The sequence below is a fragment of the Pseudomonas sp. P867 genome (genome assembly GCF_019891455.1).
GTDB classification, from domain to species: domain Bacteria; phylum Pseudomonadota; class Gammaproteobacteria; order Pseudomonadales; family Pseudomonadaceae; genus Aquipseudomonas; species Aquipseudomonas synxantha_A.
The window spans coordinates 393,629-410,352 of sequence record NZ_JAFLXB010000001.1 but is presented as its reverse complement, the minus strand read 5'-3'; the positions used below and the strand labels follow the sequence as shown (position 1 = coordinate 410,352).

Sequence of the window (16,724 nt, the reverse complement as noted above, 5' to 3'; positions counted from 1 at the left end):
CCTCCCACATTAGTTTTGCATCAGCCTTAAGTCCGTCTTCAACTCGCCCTCCTCGTCCTCCCCCGTTATACTTGCCGGCTTTCCTGAATAAATGCCAACTAGGGTCCCGCCGCGCATGGATAAGACCTACCAGCCCCACGCTATCGAAACTTCCTGGTACAACACCTGGGAGTCCGAGAACTATTTCGCCCCACAAGGTGCGGGCGACTCGTACACCATCATGATCCCGCCACCGAACGTCACTGGCAGCCTGCACATGGGCCATGGCTTCAACAATGCGATCATGGATGCGTTGATCCGTTTCCGCCGTATGCAGGGTCGCGACACCCTGTGGCAGCCGGGCACCGACCACGCTGGTATCGCCACGCAGATGCTGGTGGAACGCCAACTGGAAGCCACCGGCCAGAACCGTCACGACCTGGGCCGCGAGAAATTCCTGGAGAAAGTCTGGGAATGGAAAGATCAGTCCGGCGGCAATATCAGCCGTCAGATCCGTCGCCTGGGCTCCTCCGTGGATTGGAGCCGCGAGCGCTTCACCATGGACGACGGCCTGTCGGAAGCCGTGAAGGAAGCCTTCGTGCGCCTGCACGAAGACGGCCTGATCTACCGCGGCAAGCGCCTGGTCAACTGGGACACCAAGTTGCACACGGCCATTTCCGACCTCGAAGTGGAAAACCACGACGAGAAAGGCTTCCTGTGGAACCTCAAGTACCCGCTGGCCGACGGCGCCAAGACCGCTGAAGGCAACGACTACCTGATCGTCGCCACCACTCGTCCGGAAACTATGCTCGGCGATGCCGCCGTGGCCGTTAACCCGAACGACGAGCGCTACCAGGCGCTGATCGGCAAGTTCGTCGAACTGCCATTGGTTGGCCGCCGTATCCCGATCATCGCGGACGACTATTGCGACCCTGAATTCGGCACCGGCTGCGTGAAAATCACCCCGGCCCACGATTTCAACGACTATGAAGTCGGCAAGCGCCACAACCTGCCGCTGCTGAACATCTTCGACAAGAATGCCGCCGTATTGCCGGCCTGCCAGGTATTCAACCTGGACGGCTCGTTGAACGACAGCATCGACGGCAAGATTCCGGCCGAATATGCCGGCCTGGACCGTTTTGAAGCGCGCAAGCAGATCGTTGCCGCCTTCGACGCCGCCGGCTTGCTGGTCAGCGTCGACGACCACGGCCTGAAAGTGCCGAAGGGCGATCGCTCCGGCACCGTGATCGAACCGTGGCTGACCGACCAATGGTACGTGTCCACCAAGCCGCTGGCAGAGCCTGCCATCGCCGCCGTGGAAGATGGCCGCATCCAGTTCGTGCCTAAACAGTACGAAAACATGTACTTCTCGTGGATGCGCGACATCCAGGATTGGTGCATCAGCCGTCAGCTGTGGTGGGGCCATCGTATTCCGGCCTGGTATGACGAGTCGGGCAAGGTCTATGTAGGCCGCGACGAAGCCGAAGTGCGTGCCAAGCACAACCTCGGCGCCGACATCGCGCTGCAACAGGACAACGACGTACTGGACACCTGGTTCAGCTCGGGCCTGTGGACGTTCTCCACCCTGGGTTGGCCGCAGCAGACCGAATTCCTGAAGAAATTCCACTCCACCGACGTGCTGGTCACCGGCTTCGATATCATTTTCTTCTGGGTTGCCCGGATGATCATGCTCACCATGCATTTGGTGAAAAACGAAGACGGCACCCCGCAGGTACCGTTCAAGACCGTGTACGTACACGGCCTGGTACGCGACGGCCAGGGCCAGAAGATGTCCAAGTCCAAGGGCAACGTCCTGGACCCGCTGGACATCATCGACGGCATCGACCTGGAAACCCTGGTGCAGAAACGCACCTCGGGCCTGATGCAGCCAAAACTGGCGAAAAAGATCGAGAAGCAGACCCGCGACGAATTCGCCGACGGCATCGCCAGCTACGGCACCGACGCCCTGCGCTTCACCTTCTGCTCGCTGGCCTCTACCGGTCGCGACATCAAGTTCGACATGGGCCGCGTCGAAGGCTATCGCAACTTCTGCAACAAGATCTGGAACGCCGCGCGCTACGTGCTGGATAAAGGCGAAGACTGCGGCCAGAACGGCGAAGCCTATGAGCTGAGCCTGGCTGATCGCTGGATCATCTCGCAGTTGCAGCGCACCGAAGCCGAAGTGACCCGCCAGCTCGACCAGTTCCGTTTCGACCTGGCTGCACAGGCGCTGTACGAGTTCATCTGGAACCAATATTGCGACTGGTACCTGGAACTGTCCAAGCCGGTATTGTGGGACGAAAACGCCCCGGTCGAACGCCAGCGCGGCACTCGCCGCACCCTGGTGCGCGTACTGGAAGTGGCATTGCGCCTGGCGCATCCGTTCATGCCGTTCATCACCGAAGAAATCTGGCAGCGCCTGGCGCCGCTGGCCGGTATCGAAGGCAAGACCATCATGCTGCAACCTTGGCCAGTGGCCAATGAAGCGCGCATCGATGAGGCCGCCGAAAGCGATATCGAATGGCTCAAGACCCTGATGCTCGGCACGCGCAACATCCGCGCCGAGATGAACATCGGGCCGGGCAAGCCATTGGCCGTGTTCGTCAAGAACGCCAGTGCCGAAGATCAGCGCCGTCTCGGCGAGAACGACGCGTTGCTCAAGAAGCTGGCCAAGCTGGAGTCGATCACCGTATTGGCTGCCGATGCCGAAGCGCCGCTGTCCGCCACTGCATTGGTGGGTGATATGGAAGTGCTGGTACCGATGGCCGGCCTGATCGACAAGGGCGCCGAACTGGCCCGTCTCGACAAGGAAATCGCACGCCTGCAAGGCGAAGTGCAACGCGTGGGCGGTAAGCTGTCCAACGCGGCATTCGTCGACAAGGCGCCGGCGGAGGTGATCGAGAAAGAACGCGCCAAGCTGGCCGAAGCTGAACAGGCTTTGGGCAAACTGGCCGAGCAACATGCGCGGATTTCCAGCCTGTAAGGCTTGAGTCGCGTAAAGAAAGAGACCTTCGGGTCTCTTTTTTTGCCTCTGTGGGAGGGGGCTTGCTCCCGATAGCGGTGTATCAGTCTCAATATTTTTGACTGTCACACCGCTATCGGGAGCAAGCCCCCTCCCACATTTGACCGGGTTGAGCTCAGGATGTGTGACAATGGCCGCCACTTTGAGCCAACACCAGAATCATCATGACCGCCCCCACTACGCCTAAACCTTCGCGCAAGAAGCCTAAATCCGCTACCCCGGCCAAGCCCGTGGTACCGCGCAAAGAGGCCACCCTGCACCCGCGCAACCGCCACACGGGCCGTTACGACTTCCCGGCGCTGATCAAGACCACGCCAGAACTGGCGAAATTCGTGATCATCAACCCCTACGGCAAGGAAAGCATCGACTTCGCCAGCCCGGACGCGGTGCGGGTGTTCAACCGGGCGTTGCTCAAGTCGTTCTATGGCATCCAGCATTGGGACATCCCGGCCGATTACCTGTGCCCCCCGGTACCGGGGCGTGCCGACTATGTGCACTTCCTCGCCGACCTGCTGGCCAGCGTCAACGACGGCAAGATCCCGCGTGGCTCGATCGTCAAGGTGCTGGATATCGGCATGGGCGCCAACTGCGTCTACCCGCTGATTGGCTACATGGAGTACCGCTGGAACTTCCTGGGCTCGGAGGTCGACCCTATCGCCGTGAGCGCCGCCAAGGCCATCGTGCAGTCCAACGACCTGAGCAAGGTTATCCAGCTGCGACAGCAGCCCAACCCCAAGCAGATCCTGCTGGGTTTGCTGGAGCCGGGCGAACGCTTTGACCTGACCATGTGCAACCCGCCGTTCCATGCATCCATGGATGAAGCCACCAAGGGCAGCGAGCGCAAGTGGCGCGCCCTGGGCAAGGCCGATCCGAAACGCAAGTTGCCGGTTCTCAACTTCGGCGGCCAATCGGCCGAGCTGTGGTGTGAAGGCGGCGAAGCACGCTTTGTGACGCAGTTGATCGCCGAGAGCGCGCATTTTGCCCACAAGGTGTTGTGGTTCAGCACCCTGGTGTCAAAAGCGTCCAACTTGCCTGCGATCGAAACCGCGCTGAAAAAAGCCGGCGTGCTGGAAAGCCAGGTGGTAGAGATGTCTCAGGGGCAGAAGCAAAGCCGGTTTGTGGCCTGGACGTTCCAGACCAAGAATGAGCAGCAGATCTGGCGCCAGCGCTGGGTGCGCGACTAACCTTTCATCACAATAAAACCGCAGGCAACAAAAAACCGTGCCCGGATCACTCCGGAGCACGGTTTTTTTTACTGCGTCTTACTTGTTAACAGCGTCGGTCAGGCCTTTAGCCACAACCAGCTTGATAACTTTCTTGGCAGCGATTTCGATGGCAGCGCCAGTCGAAGGGTTACGGCCAGTACGGGCAGGACGCTCGGTTACTTTCAGCTTGCCAATGCCTGGCAGAGTGATTTCGCCGCCATTTTCCAGCTGATCAGCAACGATCTGGCCCAGTTGGTCCAGAGCAGCGCGCGCGGTGGTTTTTGGCGCGTCGATAGCTTCAGCGATATCAGCGATCAGTTGGTCTTTAGTCAAAGCCATTGTGGTGTTCCTTCCCTATCAAATTCATATGGATTGCAGAGTGCAGTGTCAGCCGTCGAGCCCGACCGTCATGGCCTGGCATCCCCGGCTATAACCACGGAGATCGGGGTTATAGATGCTTGAAACGGGGATTGGTTCGACCTGACAAATGCTGAATGCACGCTTAACGCCGAGACTTGGCGTAAGACGGGGCAAAACTAGCACAGAGACGGGGAAATATCCGCCTCAACATACCCATTTGGTCAGCTTTATCGCTCTAAACCGTGAAAAAAAGGCATATGGGCAGTCGGAGGGCATCCAAAATGCCTTCGGGGCACGTCACGGCCAATGGGTGCGGTACACTGGGCGACTTTTCGGGGAGGCCGCCCCCTCCCCCTTCAACCAGCCGAGAAGCCTATGCCGATCCGTCATTGCATCGTCCACCTGATCGACAAAAAACCCGACGGCACCCCCGCAGTGCTCCATGCCCGCGACTCCGAACTGTCCGAGTCGGCCGCCATCGAGAACATGCTTGCCGACCTCAACGAGAGCTACAACGCCAAACAAGGCAAGGCCTGGGGTTTCTTCCATGCCGAGTCCGGCGCGCATCCGTTCAGCGGCTGGTTGAAGGAATACTTTGACGGTGGCCAGGACTTCACCACCTTCAGCCGCACTGCGGTGGAACACCTGCAGAAGCTGATGGAGGAGTCCAACCTCTCCACCGGCGGCCATGTGCTGTTTGCCCATTACCAACAAGGCATGACCGACTACCTGGCCATCGCCCTGCTGCACCACAGCGAAGGCGTGGCGGTCACCGACGAGCTGGACGTGACGCCCTCGCGCCACCTGGACCTGGGCCAGTTGCACCTGGCGGCGCGCATCAACGTCTCCGAGTGGCAGAACAACAAGCAGTCCAAGCAATACATCTCCTTTATCAAGGGCAAGAACGGCAAGAAAGTCTCGGAGTACTTCCGCGACTTTATCGGTTGCCAGGAAGGCGTCGACGGCCCGGGCGAAACCCGCACCCTGCTCAAGGCGTTCAGTGACTTCGTTGAAAGCGAAGACCTGCCTGACGAATCCGCCCGCGAAAAGACCAAGACTCTGGTGGACTACGCCAGCAGCCAGGCCAAGCTCGGCGAACCCATGGGCCTGGAAGAACTCTCCGGCCTGATCGATGAAGATCGGCCAAAAGCGTTCTACGACCATATCCGCAACAAGGATTACGGCCTGTCGCCGGAGATTCCGGCCGACAAACGCACCCTCAACCAGTTCCGCCGCTTCACCGGGCGCGCCGAGGGCTTGTCCATCAGCTTTGAAGCGCACCTGCTGGGCGACAAGATCGAATACGACGAAGCCGCCGGCACCTTGATCATCAAGGGCCTGCCGACCCAACTGACCGATCAGCTCAAGCGCCGTAACTGATGCTGGGCGGGGTTTTAAAGAAAGTCCTGCTGGTGTTGCTGGTGGTGGTCGCGATCCAGAACTGGGGCAAGATCGAGCGGGTGTTCAACCCGTCCCAGGTGGTGCCGGAGCAGGTACGCGCCTCGGCGCGTGTGGTGCTCTATGCCACCGAGTGGTGTGGGTACTGCAAGCAGATCCGGCGTTTTCTGGACCAAAAAGGTATCCCGTACCAGGCCGTCGATATCGAGAAGGATGCCCAGGCGCGCAAGGCGTATGAGGCGCTGGGTGGGGGTGGGATTCCATTTGTGGACGTCAATGGCACATTGATCCGCGACTACAACCCGGATGCGATCATGGCGGCGCTGAAATAACCTGATTCCTGAAACACCGTGGATCAAATGTGGGAGGGGGCTTGCTCCCGATAGCAGTGTGCCAATCAATGAAAATGATGACTGATTCACCGCTATCGGGAGCAAGCCCCCTCCCACATTTGGTTTTGTGGTGGTCTTAGAAGTTGGCCTCTAGAGACACCATCGCTGTACGCTCCTCGCCCACGTTGTAATACGCCGTACTCGCCCCCAACCCGTTGACCGGCGCCGAGTTGAACGCCACGGTACGCGCCGAACTCAAGTATTCCTTGTCGAAGACGTTGAGCATCGACAGGCGCAGGGTCGCCGACTTGATGACCCTCTTGTCCACCGGCAAGTAAATACCGGCATTGAGGTCAAACACCGTACGGCCTTCGATCTTCTCCTTGTTGGTCAAATCACCATAGAAGCTGCCGACATACTTGCCCGCGACGTTGCCGTAGAACCGCGAGTCGTCGTACCCGAACACCAGGTTGAACATGTTTTCCGGCACGTTGGCCAGTTGCTTGCCCGAGGTTGGCAGCAGCACATTCTTACTGAGCAGGTCGTCCTTCTGCTCGGACTGGGTGTAGGTGTACGACGCGTAGTAGTTGAAGTTGTGCGGCAACAAGCCACTCCACTCCAGCTCCAGGCCCTTGTTATCGACGCTGCCGACGTTAAGCACCATGTAGTCACCGCTGGCGTCGGTAGTCGACACCTGGCGATCCTTGAAACTGATATAGAACAAGGTCGCACTCAGCGCCATGTCGTCATCGGTGTAGCGCCAGCCCAGTTCCTGGTTCCAGCTCAATTCGGACTTGAGGCTGACGGAGTCGCCCTTGTTGTACAGCACGTAGTTGGGAGGCGTGCGCATATTGCGGGTGACGTTGTAGAACGCCTGGTTGCTTTCGTCGACCTGGTACTTGGCGCTGAAGTTGGGCAGGAACTGATGGTAACGGGTGTTACGTTTTTCCGCTTTGTCGTAGAGGCTGCCGAGATTGTTGCCGTCGCGCTCGACGTATTGGTAGGCCAGGCCCGCGACAAAACTCAGGTCCGGCGTGGCTTGCCAGTTGTCCTGTACCCAGAGTTTCTGCGCCGGGGTGACGGTGTAATAGTGGCGGCCTTGTACAGTGGCGCCATTCTTGTCGACCACCTGCCCGCCGCTGTTGTAATCGCCCCACACATCATCGGGTGCGCCCTCGCCGTTGATCCCGATAAATGGCTGGGTCTGGCGCTGGCGTGCGCGTTCATACCAGTAGCCGTAGTCCAGACTGTGCGCTTCGTTGATGTCCCACTTCATTTTGGCCGTGACGCCCGGGCGCCAGGTCTCGGTCCATGAAGGGCGATAATAGTTGGCCGATTGCAGGTTACTCAGGTCGTAGTTGCCGGCCTTGTCAGACTTTGGCCCCAGGTTGGAGGCGGTCTGGCCGCTGAAGCTGCCGCCGTTGGACCAGTAGTAGTACGGCGTGACTGTCAGCGACAGGTTGTCTTGCAATTGCCAGCGCTGGGTCAGCGTGGCGTTTACGCTTTCGAAGGGGTTGCGGTTGAGCTTGTAGGACGCAGACAACAGACCTGCCTTGTACACCGGGCTTTCGGCGTAGTCCTTGCGCCGCCCCTCCGTGTCAAACTGTGATTTGCTCAGGCTGTTGTAGTTGTAGTTTTCCTGTTTGTTGTACTTGACCGTGGCCAGTGTGGAATTGCCGTTGTCATCTTCGAACAAGCTGCTCCACTCGATCTTGTCGCTGCGCAGAGTGCCCTTGCCGCGCCACTTGTCGCCTTCCAGGTGCGACGCCGAGACCCAGGTTTTCAGGCCGCCAAAATCGCCGGTATTAGCCCGCACAAACGTCTTGCGCAGGGCGTTGGCACCTACGATCTGCTTGGCGAATACCCCGGCATCCTTGGTCGGCCGGACAGTGATCATGCCGATGTTGCCGCCGCTGGAGCCAATGTGCGGGCCGTCTGCCTCGGAAGAGCCTTGGGTGGCGAACACTTCGGCGAGGTTTTCCGGGTCACCCAGCTGGTTGGAATACACGCTGTAGTTGCCCGAGTCGTTGATCGGCACGCCGTCGACCGAAACCCCGACCTGGTCCGAACTCATGCCGCGCATGGTGAAGGTGGTGCCGCTGGTGCCGCTGGCGTCATCACTGGAAACGTTGATGCCCGGGGTGTACTTGAGCTTGTCGATGGCGTTGGCGGTGCCCGACATTTCATCCATGGCTTCTTTGGTGACCGTGGAACGCGCCTTGGCACTTTCTTCGCGGATCATATGGCCGTTGCCCAGGGTCTGCTTGCCGGTAACGTTCACCGACCCCACATCCTGTGTGTCATCGGCCAGAACCAGCGGCGCAAAGCCGCCCAGGCCCGATGCCATAAGCAGGGCATAAAGAGTGTTGTAGTTCACGTGTAGATCCCTTACTGACATTGTTGTGTTGTATGGGGCAGAGGTGCTCTTCCTGACCACTTGTTCAGGAACCCAGGGATGATCCACGGCACGTGTAACCGTTTGGTGACAGGTTTTGGCGATTGCGATGAAGGTTTGGTGAAGCGCGCCTAGCGCAACACGATCATGCGCCCCAGCAGCGAGTGTTGTTCAAAGCCGAGCACCGCTTGCAGCGCATTCAACACCGCCTGCGGATCCTTGCTTGGAAAGCTGCCGCTGACGCGCCTGGCGCCCATCTCATCGTTAAGCAACACGATGCGGCCCGGGTAATAACGGCTCAGGTCCTTGACCACATCCGCCAGCGGCGCCTTGTAGTAATTGAGCCAGCCGTCACGCCAGGCCAGGCGGGACTGGCTGTCGACAGCGTGCAGGGTGTCGGCTACGCCGTCGGCATAGGCCACTTGCTGACCTGCAGCCAGTACCTGTTGCAGGCCCTGTTTGGATGGCGTCACGCCAACCCGTCCGGATAACACCGTGACCTCTGCCCCGGCAGGTTGCAGGCGCACTTCAAACTGGGTACCCAGCACCCGCGCCTCACCACCGCCCGCCTCCACCACGAAGGGCTGACCCGTGTGGGTCACACTGAAAAATCCCGCACCGCGACGCAGTTGGATATGCCGCTCGCCATGGCTGAAATCCACGGCAATCGCGCTGTCGGCATCGAGGGTGACCTGGGATTGATCTGCCAGGGTAAAGGTCTTCACCTCCCCCGCCGCCGTCACGTAATCGGCACCTAACTCATCAACCCAGCGCGACGGCTGCCAACCGGCGCCCATCGCCACCATCAACAGCAGGCTTGCGGCCATCGCCAGGGCGCCGGACCAACGCACCCCACGTGAATGCTTGGAGGTGTTGATCTTATTGAGGTAGCCCTGCAAGGCCAGCGCATCCTCATCAGCCAGCTGGCGTGCCGGCACTTCGCTCAACTCCCACAGCACCTGGGCCTGGGCGTAGGCCTCGACATGCGCGGGATCAGCGCGCAGCCAGCGGCTGAAAGTAGCCTGGTCGCCGCTGCTGGGCTGGTCATGCAACAGGCTCAGCCAGGCCAGCGCGGCCTGTTCCTGGGCGGGTGTGGGCGTAACGTTCACGGTGCTTTCCCTGGCGTGCGTGGAGGCGGCGGTTCGCGAAGGCTGGCCTTGCAGGCTTCGAGGGCGCGCATCATATGTTTTTCCACGGCGCTTTGGGACAACCCCATGGCCTTGGCGATCTCCGCGTATTTGCGACCGTGGATGCGGTTGAGCAGGAAAATCTGCCGGGTGCGCTCGGGCAAGCTGCGCAAGGCGGCTTCGACATGGCGCAGATCATTGCCGGCCTCCAGCGCCGCCTGGGGCTCGCACCTCTGGTTGTCTTGTTGCTCCGGCAACCAGCCTTCATTGCTGCGCACTCGGGCGCCTTCAGTGCGCAAATGGTCAATGGCGATATTGCCCGCGCAGCGCAGCAAGTAGGTACTGAGCTCTTCGACCTGCACCAGGGGGCGGCGCCAGAAACGCAGGAACAAATCCTGCACCAGGTCGGCCGCGGTGGCGCGGCAACCGACGCGGCGGCTGACCAGTGCCTCCATCTGCGAGCGCTGGGACAAAAATACCTGCAGGAAATGCGCTCGCCCACCGGCCGCATCTGTGTGCGGGCTGTCCTGGGGTTCCGGCGGTGGACTGATCATCATGGCAGGCTCAGGACAGGGCGAATGCCGTAACAGGGCTGGCCAGCAGGCTCAGGCCCGCCAGGATCAAGGCCAGCCTTGGGCGATAAGGCAGCAGCAACACCAGCAGCAAGGCGCTGAGCATCAACACCGCGCACCACTGCACCAGGCCCTGGCTCCAACCGGCGGCAAGCACCGCGGGCCAGATCGCGACAATCAGCAGCAACCAACCGCCCACGCGCAGCCCCAGGCGCCGAGTGGGCGTGGGTTTGCTGTGCAGCAGCTCGCCGTGGTGACGGTCTGTGGACAGGCATAGCGCAGTAAACCCGGCGTAGCACATCAGCAGCGCGAGCAGCATCAGCTGGCCTCCTGCTTGAGCGTCAGGCCACGTGCACGTTCGGCCTTGAGTTGCGGCGCGGTGCGATGGTGCATCTTCCAGGCCGCCCAGGCGAGAAACGCACCACTGGCCAGGCAGGTCAGATCGAAGCCGGCCATGGCCCAGTCGCCATTGACCAGAGAAACGCCCAAATGCTGCGAGGTGGTGCTGGCGTTAAGCAGTGGGACCGCCGCAAACAGCAACGCGCCGAAGCTCAGTTGCTCGACCCAACCCTGGCGACCGCGACGCAACATGGCGTGCAGCAGGCTCAGGCCCCAGGCGGTAAAGAAGGCTTGTACTTCCCAGTCGGAACGCTCGGCGAAACTCACCGGCAACAGTCGGTTGGCCCAGAAAAACGTAGCGATGGCGATCATCAGCCCGGACATGCTGGCAATGTTCAACACTTCCACCAACCGCAGTTCAAACGGCATCACCGAAGTTTTGGCATGCTTGAGCTGGCGCTTGCCGAGCCAGATCACCAGCCCCGTGCCAATCATCGCGGTGCCCGCCAGGCCGCAGATAAAGTACAACCAACGCAGCACGGGACCGGCAAAATGGCCCATGTGCAAACCATAGAAACTGCCACCAATCACCGCAGGCAAAGACGGCTCGCCACTGGCCCGCAACAGCTCGCCAGTGGTGCCGTTGAACGACAGGGTATTGCCAAAGGCGTGCACCACGCTGTCGGAGCCAGCGCGAAACACATTCACCGAGGCGTTGACATCGCCAGGGTTATTGACCGCCAGCCGCCCCACATGGCCGCCCGCCCACTGCTCGCGCGCCTGCTGGTACATCGGCAGTAACGGCAGCAACTGACCGGGCTGGCCGAGGGCCGGCGCATTGTTGGTAGCGGGGAACAACTCATCGAAGAACGCCCGGCTGTCGTCGCCATAGGACGCCATGATGGGCGCGGGCATGACCATGTTCATGAAAATCACCAGGCTGCTGTAGGTGATCATCAGGTGAAACGGCAGCACCAGCACGCCCACCGCGTTGTGCCCGTCGAGCCAGGAGCGCTGACCTTTGCGCGGACGGAAAGTGAAGAAGTCCTTGAAGATTTTCTTGTGGGTGATGATGCCGGTGATCAGCGCGACCAACATCACCATGGCGGCGATGGTCGACAGCCAGCGGCCCCACGGGTAAGGCATCTGCAGCTGGAAGTGGAACCGATAGAAGAACTCGCCGCCCTTGCTGTCGCGGGCCTGGACGGGTTGGCCGCTGACCGGGTCGAGGGTTTTCTGGATGAAGGTGCCGCGCTTGCCGGGCTCGACCTTGTCTTGCCACATCACGGACAGGCCGGGATCACGATGGGTAGGCAAGGTAATGAACCAGCGTGCGGCCGTGGGCGCCTGTTGTTGCAGGTAATTCTGGGCTACGGCAAGGCTACGCCCGTCGTCCATGGGATGGGCCTGCACTTCGGGCTGCATCCAGTGGGTAATTTCGTCTTTGAAATAGGCCAGGGTGCCGGTCAGGAAAATCGCAAACAGCAGCCAGCCGAAGATCAATCCGGCCCAGGTATGCAGCCAGGCCATGGCCTGGCGAAAGCCCTCTTTCATGTGCGCGCCACCCAGAAACCAACGCCGGCCAACGTGGCGAACAGCGCACTTGGCACCATCACCCCGGCCCAGGCGCGCCAGGCCGTGCGGCAAGCAAAACACCAGAGCACCGCCAACAGGTAGAACACAAACGAACTCATCATGCCGGTGACCACCGCATCGGCGCGGGAAGTGGGCAACCAGAGCGCCAGGCAGATGGCGGCCAGGGAGGCCATCAAGTAACCACCGATCACAGCCGCCAGCACGCGCGAGGTGACGGCGAGGCGATAGGAAATGGGCAATGCGGTTTTGCTTTTCATGCGGCAGGCGCCAAGTTCATCAACGCGCAATATTAATGATAAATATTCTCATAAGCAAAAGAGAACGGATGAATCACCTGCCCTGGCCGATTGCCGAAGCTCGTTACCCGCCCTACAATGCGAACAATTCTTGTTCTCTAAGGCATATCAATGCTTGTGGAGTGATCGCGTTGCAGCCGTCCAACACCGTCGAAGTTTTGTATAACGACCATCACCACTGGCTCACCGGCTGGTTGCGACGCAAGCTCGGCTGCCCGGAAAACGCGGCCGACCTGGCCCAGGACACCTTTATTCGCGTGCTCAGCGCACGGGATACCCCGACACTGATCGAGCCCCGCGCCTTCCTCACCACCGTGGCCAAGCGCGTGCTGTGCAACTTCTATCGCCGCCAGGACCTGGAGCGCGCCTACCTCGATGCCTTGGCGCAAATGCCCGAGCAGGTGGCGCCATCGGAAGAAGACCGCGCAATCATTCTGCAAACCCTGCTGGAGCTGGACCAACTGCTCGACGGCCTGCCCAGGCTGGTTAAACGTGCGTTCCTGCTGGCCCAGCTCGACGGCCTGACCTACGCGCAAATCAGCGCAGAACTGGGCATCTCCATCGCCACGGTCAAACGCCACCTGACCAAAGCCGCCATGCGCTGCTACTTCGCCCTATGAACGTGTCCAGCCAAGTCGCCGAACAAGCCGTGCACTGGCTGCTGGAAATGCAGCAAGGCGCGCTCAACCCTCGCCAGCAAGCGGCCTGGCAACAATGGCTGAACGCCCACAGCGAGCACCAGCGTGCGTGGGAGCAGATTCAACAGGTCAATCAACGCTTGCGCGGGATGCCCTCGCCCCTGGCGCACGCTGCGTTGAATGCACCGCGCACCAGCAGCCGACGCCAGGCGCTGAAGTTGCTGTTGATCCTGGGCGCTGGCTCGGCAGCGGCCTGGAGCCTGCGTCAGCAACATATTCTGCCGCCGCTGAGCGCCGACTATCGCAGCCCGGTTGGCCAGCGCCGTACGGTGCAATTGGCCGACGGCAGCCAGTTGCAGCTCAACACCGGCAGCGCGGTGGATGTACATTTCGACGGTCGGCAGCGCCTGGTACGCCTGCTCGAAGGGGAAATCCTGCTCACCTCCCGTGCCGGTGATACGCCGTTGCGCGTGCTGACCGGCCAGGGCCTGCTCAGCAGCCAGGCGGCGCGCTTGAATGTGCGCCAGTTCAACGACCACACCCAATTGGCGGTGCTGGCCGGCCAGGTCGAGGTGATGCCCAACAACTACAGCGGCTTGCCGCTGAGCGTCGATGCCGCACGCCAGGTCAATTTCACCCGCAAAGGCTGGGACACCCCACGCGCCACCGACGCCAACTGCGGCGCCTGGGCCGACGGTATGTTGGTGGCTGCACACATGCGCCTTGAAGACTTCTTGAATGAACTGGGGCGCTATCGTCGCGGCCAGCTCAATTGTGACCCGCAGGTGGCAAACCTTTTGCTGTCCGGCAGCTACCCGCTGGATAACAGCGAACGCATCCTGGACCTGCTGGAAATCAGCCTGCCGGTGAAAGTTCGGCGCTTTACCCGCTATTGGGTGACCGTGCAGGCCCGAGCCTGAATTTATTTTGCATTTGTGTGAGCTGTTTTCCGCACCTGGCGTGACAGAGAAGGAAAGCCACCTTGATCCTTCCTTCTCAGGACCACCTTCATGCCCCAGCAACCGACGCTTCTTGCCCGCACCTTGCGCCAACTCCTACTGGGCGCCAGCCTCAGCCTGACCGTGCTGCCTGCGGTGATGGCCGCCGACGCCAAGGCGTACCACATCGCGCCGACCACCCTGGAGGCGGCCCTGAACCAATTTGGTCGCCAAGCCGGTGTGCTGGTGTCGTTCGGTTCTGATGTGACGGCTGGTATGCAAAGCCACGGCCTGTCGGGCAATTACAGGGCGGCCGAGGGCCTGAGCAAACTGCTGGAGGGCACCGGCCTGCAAGCCCGGGCCGAGGGCGACAACGCCTTCAGCCTGCAACCGGCTGGCGCCCCCGCCACCCTCGAACTGCAAACCTCCAACGTGGTCGGCGACTGGCTCGGTGACGCGGCGCAAACCAACGTGTTCGAACACCCCGGCGCCCGTGATGTGATCCGCCGCGAGGAGTTCGAACGCCAAGGTGCAACCCAAGCCCGCGACGTGCTCAACCGCATTCCCGGCGTCAACGCCCCGGAAAACAACGGCACCGGCAGCCATGACATGGCGCTGAACTTCGGCATTCGCGGGCTCAACCCGCGCCTGGCATCGCGCTCCACGGTGCTGATGGATGGCATCCCGGTGCCCTTCGCGCCCTATGGCCAGCCGCAGTTGTCCTTTGCGCCGATCAGCATGGGCAACATGGACGCGGTAGACGTGGTCCGTGGCGGCGGTGCGGTGCGTTATGGCCCGCAAAACGTCGGCGGCATCGTCAACTTCGTGACCCGCGCCATCCCGGATGCGCCCACGGTCAAGGGCGGCTTGCAGACCGAGACCAGCCCGTCTTCCAGCCACGACGGCTTCAAGACCACCGGCAACCTGCTGGCCGGCGGCACTGCTGACAACGGCTTGGGCGGCGCGATCCTGTACTCCGGCACCCGGGGTGGCGACTGGCGCGAAAACAGCAACACGCGCATCGACGACCTGATCCTCAAGGGCAAATACCAACTGGACGACGCCAACAGCTTCAACGCCATGGCGCAGTACTACGAAGGCCAGGCCGACATGCCCGGAGGCTTGAACGTCAAGGATTACAAGGCCGACCCGTATCAGTCCACCCGCCCGTACGACAAATTCTGGGGCCGCCGTACGATGTTCAACGTCGGCTATCGCTACGAGCAGGATCGCCGCGAATTCACGGTCAACAGTTTCTTCACCAAGACCCTGCGCAGCGGTTACCTGGACCAGGGCAGCTTCCTGTCGCTGTCGCCACGCGAATACTGGGTACGCGGCCTGGAAACCCGCTTCGCCCAGGGCTTCGACCTTGGCCCGACTAGCCATGAAGTGGGTGTCGGCTATCGCTATATCAATGAAGCGGGTCACGAGTTGCGCTACCGCACGCCGATTGCCGCGAACCAGCAAATCCCCACCACCAACAGTCGCAACGACCGCGACACCCGTGGCGGCACTGAAGCCAACGCGTTCTTTATCGACGACCGCATTGATATCGGCAAGTGGACCATCACACCGGGCGTGCGCTACGAGATGATCGAGTCCCAACAGACCAACAATCTCAGCAACGTCAAATACAAAGGCGACTACAACACCGCACTGCCGGCACTGAACGTGCTCTATCACCTCACCGACGACTGGAACCTCTACGCCAACACCGAAGGCTCGTTCGGCAGCGTGCAGTACAGCCAGATGCCCAACCGCGTGAACAGCGGCGAAGTAAAACCGGAAAAAGCCCGCACCTGGGAACTCGGCACGCGCTACGACAATGGCAGCCTGCGCGCAGAAATCGGCGCGTTCCTGATCAACTTCGACAACCAGTACGACAGCAACCAGACCAACGACACGGTGATCGCCCGCGGTGAAACCCGTCACCAGGGCATTGAGTCGAGCATCAACTATGCGCTCGACGGCCTGAGCCCGGCGCTGGCGGGTTTCGATGTGTATGCCACTTATGCCTATGTCGACGCGACCATTCGCGAAGACGGCCCGAACAAAGGCAACCGCGTGCCCTTCTCGTCCAAGCACAAAGGCACCCTCGGCGTGGGTTACCCCGAAGGCCCGTGGAAGCTGAATGTGGACAGCAGCTACCAGAGCAGCCAATTCGCCGACAATGCCAACACCCAGGCCGAAAGCGCCGACGGTGCCAATGGGCGCATCCCCGGCTACATGCTGTTCAGCAGCCGCGCGGCCTATGACTTCGGCCCGCAATTGTCGGATTTGAATGTGGCGGTGGGGGTGAAGAACATCTTCAACAAGCAGTACTACACCCGCTCGTTTGACGACAACAACAAGGGCAAGTATGTGGGTGAGCCGCGTACGGTGTATGTGCAAACCTCTATCGCGTTCTGACCCAAATCTGCAGAACAACACAGAACCTACTGTGGGAGGGGGCTTGCTCCCGATGGCGGTGTGTCAGTCGGTACATTTGCCACTGATACACCGCCATCGGGAGCAAGCCCCCTCCCAC

Annotated in this window: 14 protein-coding genes; 7 read left to right on the top strand and 7 right to left on the bottom strand. The window is 60.8% G+C overall.

Annotation, left to right across the window (positions count from 1 at the left end):
* Positions 1 to 115 precede the first annotated feature (115 nt).
* Both J1G33_RS01930 and rlmF read left to right on the top strand, forming a co-directional pair.
* Positions 116 to 2,962: a valine--tRNA ligase gene (locus J1G33_RS01930; protein ID WP_032877623.1), complete on the top strand. Its 2,847-nt coding sequence runs from the start codon at positions 116 to 118 to the stop codon at positions 2,960 to 2,962.
* Between the two features lie 203 nt (positions 2,963 to 3,165).
* Positions 3,166 to 4,185, top strand: a complete 1,020-nt coding sequence (gene rlmF / locus J1G33_RS01925; protein ID WP_005785132.1) for a 23S rRNA (adenine(1618)-N(6))-methyltransferase RlmF — start codon at positions 3,166 to 3,168, stop codon at positions 4,183 to 4,185.
* 78 nt (positions 4,186 to 4,263) lie between these two features.
* Here the strand turns inward: rlmF and J1G33_RS01920 are convergent, their stop codons facing one another.
* Positions 4,264 to 4,545 (bottom strand): HU family DNA-binding protein, encoded by a 282-nt coding sequence (locus J1G33_RS01920; RefSeq protein WP_005785131.1) that lies wholly within the window; start codon positions 4,543 to 4,545, stop codon positions 4,264 to 4,266.
* Between the two features lie 396 nt (positions 4,546 to 4,941).
* On the opposite strand from J1G33_RS01920, the gene yejK reads away from it, so the two are divergent.
* On the top strand, positions 4,942 to 5,946 hold the full coding sequence (gene yejK / locus J1G33_RS01915; RefSeq protein ID WP_003171997.1) for a nucleoid-associated protein YejK: 1,005 nt from the start codon (positions 4,942 to 4,944) through the stop codon (positions 5,944 to 5,946).
* Positions 5,946 to 6,296 carry a glutaredoxin family protein gene (locus tag J1G33_RS01910; RefSeq protein WP_032877625.1) on the top strand — a complete coding sequence of 117 codons (351 nt, stop codon included), beginning with the start codon at positions 5,946 to 5,948 and terminating at the stop codon, positions 6,294 to 6,296. Before yejK ends, J1G33_RS01910 begins: the two co-directional genes overlap by 1 nt.
* Positions 6,297 to 6,432: 136 nt before the next feature.
* Here J1G33_RS01910 and J1G33_RS01905 read toward each other — a convergent pair whose 3' ends face one another.
* The 6 genes from J1G33_RS01905 to J1G33_RS01880 all read right to left on the bottom strand — a co-directional run bounded on the left by J1G33_RS01905 (position 6,433) and on the right by J1G33_RS01880 (position 12,582).
* On the bottom strand, positions 6,433 to 8,673 hold the full coding sequence (locus tag J1G33_RS01905; RefSeq protein ID WP_223017624.1) for a TonB-dependent receptor: 2,241 nt from the start codon (positions 8,671 to 8,673) through the stop codon (positions 6,433 to 6,435).
* Positions 8,674 to 8,822: 149 nt separating this feature from the next.
* Positions 8,823 to 9,800 (bottom strand): FecR family protein, encoded by a 978-nt coding sequence (locus J1G33_RS01900; RefSeq protein WP_078820358.1) that lies wholly within the window; start codon positions 9,798 to 9,800, stop codon positions 8,823 to 8,825.
* Entirely contained in the window at positions 9,797 to 10,375 is a 579-nt protein-coding gene (locus tag J1G33_RS01895; RefSeq protein ID WP_032877628.1) for an RNA polymerase sigma factor, read from the bottom strand. Before J1G33_RS01895 ends, J1G33_RS01900 begins: the two co-directional genes overlap by 4 nt.
* Positions 10,376 to 10,382: 7 nt before the next feature.
* Positions 10,383 to 10,709, bottom strand: coding sequence for a DUF3325 domain-containing protein (locus J1G33_RS01890; RefSeq protein WP_032877629.1), 327 nt, complete (start codon positions 10,707 to 10,709; stop codon positions 10,383 to 10,385).
* Positions 10,709 to 12,283: a PepSY-associated TM helix domain-containing protein gene (locus J1G33_RS01885; RefSeq protein WP_223017623.1), complete on the bottom strand. Its 1,575-nt coding sequence runs from the start codon at positions 12,281 to 12,283 to the stop codon at positions 10,709 to 10,711. The genes J1G33_RS01890 and J1G33_RS01885 overlap by 1 nt, the downstream gene beginning before the upstream one ends.
* Positions 12,280 to 12,582, bottom strand: coding sequence for a DUF3649 domain-containing protein (locus tag J1G33_RS01880; RefSeq protein ID WP_032877631.1), 303 nt, complete (start codon positions 12,580 to 12,582; stop codon positions 12,280 to 12,282). The genes J1G33_RS01885 and J1G33_RS01880 overlap by 4 nt, the downstream gene beginning before the upstream one ends.
* Positions 12,583 to 12,752: 170 nt before the next feature.
* Between J1G33_RS01880 and J1G33_RS01875 the strand changes: the two genes are divergently transcribed.
* The 3 genes from J1G33_RS01875 to fecA all read left to right on the top strand — a co-directional run bounded on the left by J1G33_RS01875 (position 12,753) and on the right by fecA (position 16,606).
* Entirely contained in the window at positions 12,753 to 13,241 is a 489-nt protein-coding gene (locus J1G33_RS01875; protein WP_005785119.1) for a sigma-70 family RNA polymerase sigma factor, read from the top strand.
* A complete protein-coding gene (locus tag J1G33_RS01870; RefSeq protein WP_223017622.1) occupies positions 13,238 to 14,179 on the top strand; it encodes a FecR domain-containing protein in 942 nt (313 codons plus the stop codon). Before J1G33_RS01875 ends, J1G33_RS01870 begins: the two co-directional genes overlap by 4 nt.
* A 90-nt stretch (positions 14,180 to 14,269) precedes the next feature.
* Positions 14,270 to 16,606, top strand: a complete 2,337-nt coding sequence (gene fecA, locus J1G33_RS01865) for a TonB-dependent Fe(3+) dicitrate receptor FecA (protein ID WP_223017621.1) — start codon at positions 14,270 to 14,272, stop codon at positions 16,604 to 16,606.
* The last annotated feature ends 118 nt before the right edge of the window (positions 16,607 to 16,724 follow it).

Bases quoted from the DNA above. Each gene is read 5' to 3' on its own strand.
- yejK (WP_003171997.1), top strand. From the start codon at position 4,942: ATGCCGATCCGTCATTGCATCGTCCACCTGATCGACAAAAAACCCGAC.
- J1G33_RS01910 (WP_032877625.1), top strand. From the start codon at position 5,946: ATGCTGGGCGGGGTTTTAAAGAAAGTCCTGCTGGTGTTGCTGGTGGTG.
- J1G33_RS01890 (WP_032877629.1), bottom strand. From the start codon at position 10,709: ATGCTGCTCGCGCTGCTGATGTGCTACGCCGGGTTTACTGCGCTATGC.
- rlmF (WP_005785132.1), top strand. From the start codon at position 3,166: ATGACCGCCCCCACTACGCCTAAACCTTCGCGCAAGAAGCCTAAATCC.
- J1G33_RS01895 (WP_032877628.1), bottom strand. From the start codon at position 10,375: ATGATGATCAGTCCACCGCCGGAACCCCAGGACAGCCCGCACACAGAT.
- J1G33_RS01920 (WP_005785131.1), bottom strand. From the start codon at position 4,545: ATGGCTTTGACTAAAGACCAACTGATCGCTGATATCGCTGAAGCTATC.
- J1G33_RS01930 (WP_032877623.1), top strand. From the start codon at position 116: ATGGATAAGACCTACCAGCCCCACGCTATCGAAACTTCCTGGTACAAC.
- fecA (WP_223017621.1), top strand. From the start codon at position 14,270: ATGCCCCAGCAACCGACGCTTCTTGCCCGCACCTTGCGCCAACTCCTA.
- J1G33_RS01870 (WP_223017622.1), top strand. From the start codon at position 13,238: ATGAACGTGTCCAGCCAAGTCGCCGAACAAGCCGTGCACTGGCTGCTG.
- J1G33_RS01880 (WP_032877631.1), bottom strand. From the start codon at position 12,582: ATGAAAAGCAAAACCGCATTGCCCATTTCCTATCGCCTCGCCGTCACC.
- J1G33_RS01885 (WP_223017623.1), bottom strand. From the start codon at position 12,283: ATGAAAGAGGGCTTTCGCCAGGCCATGGCCTGGCTGCATACCTGGGCC.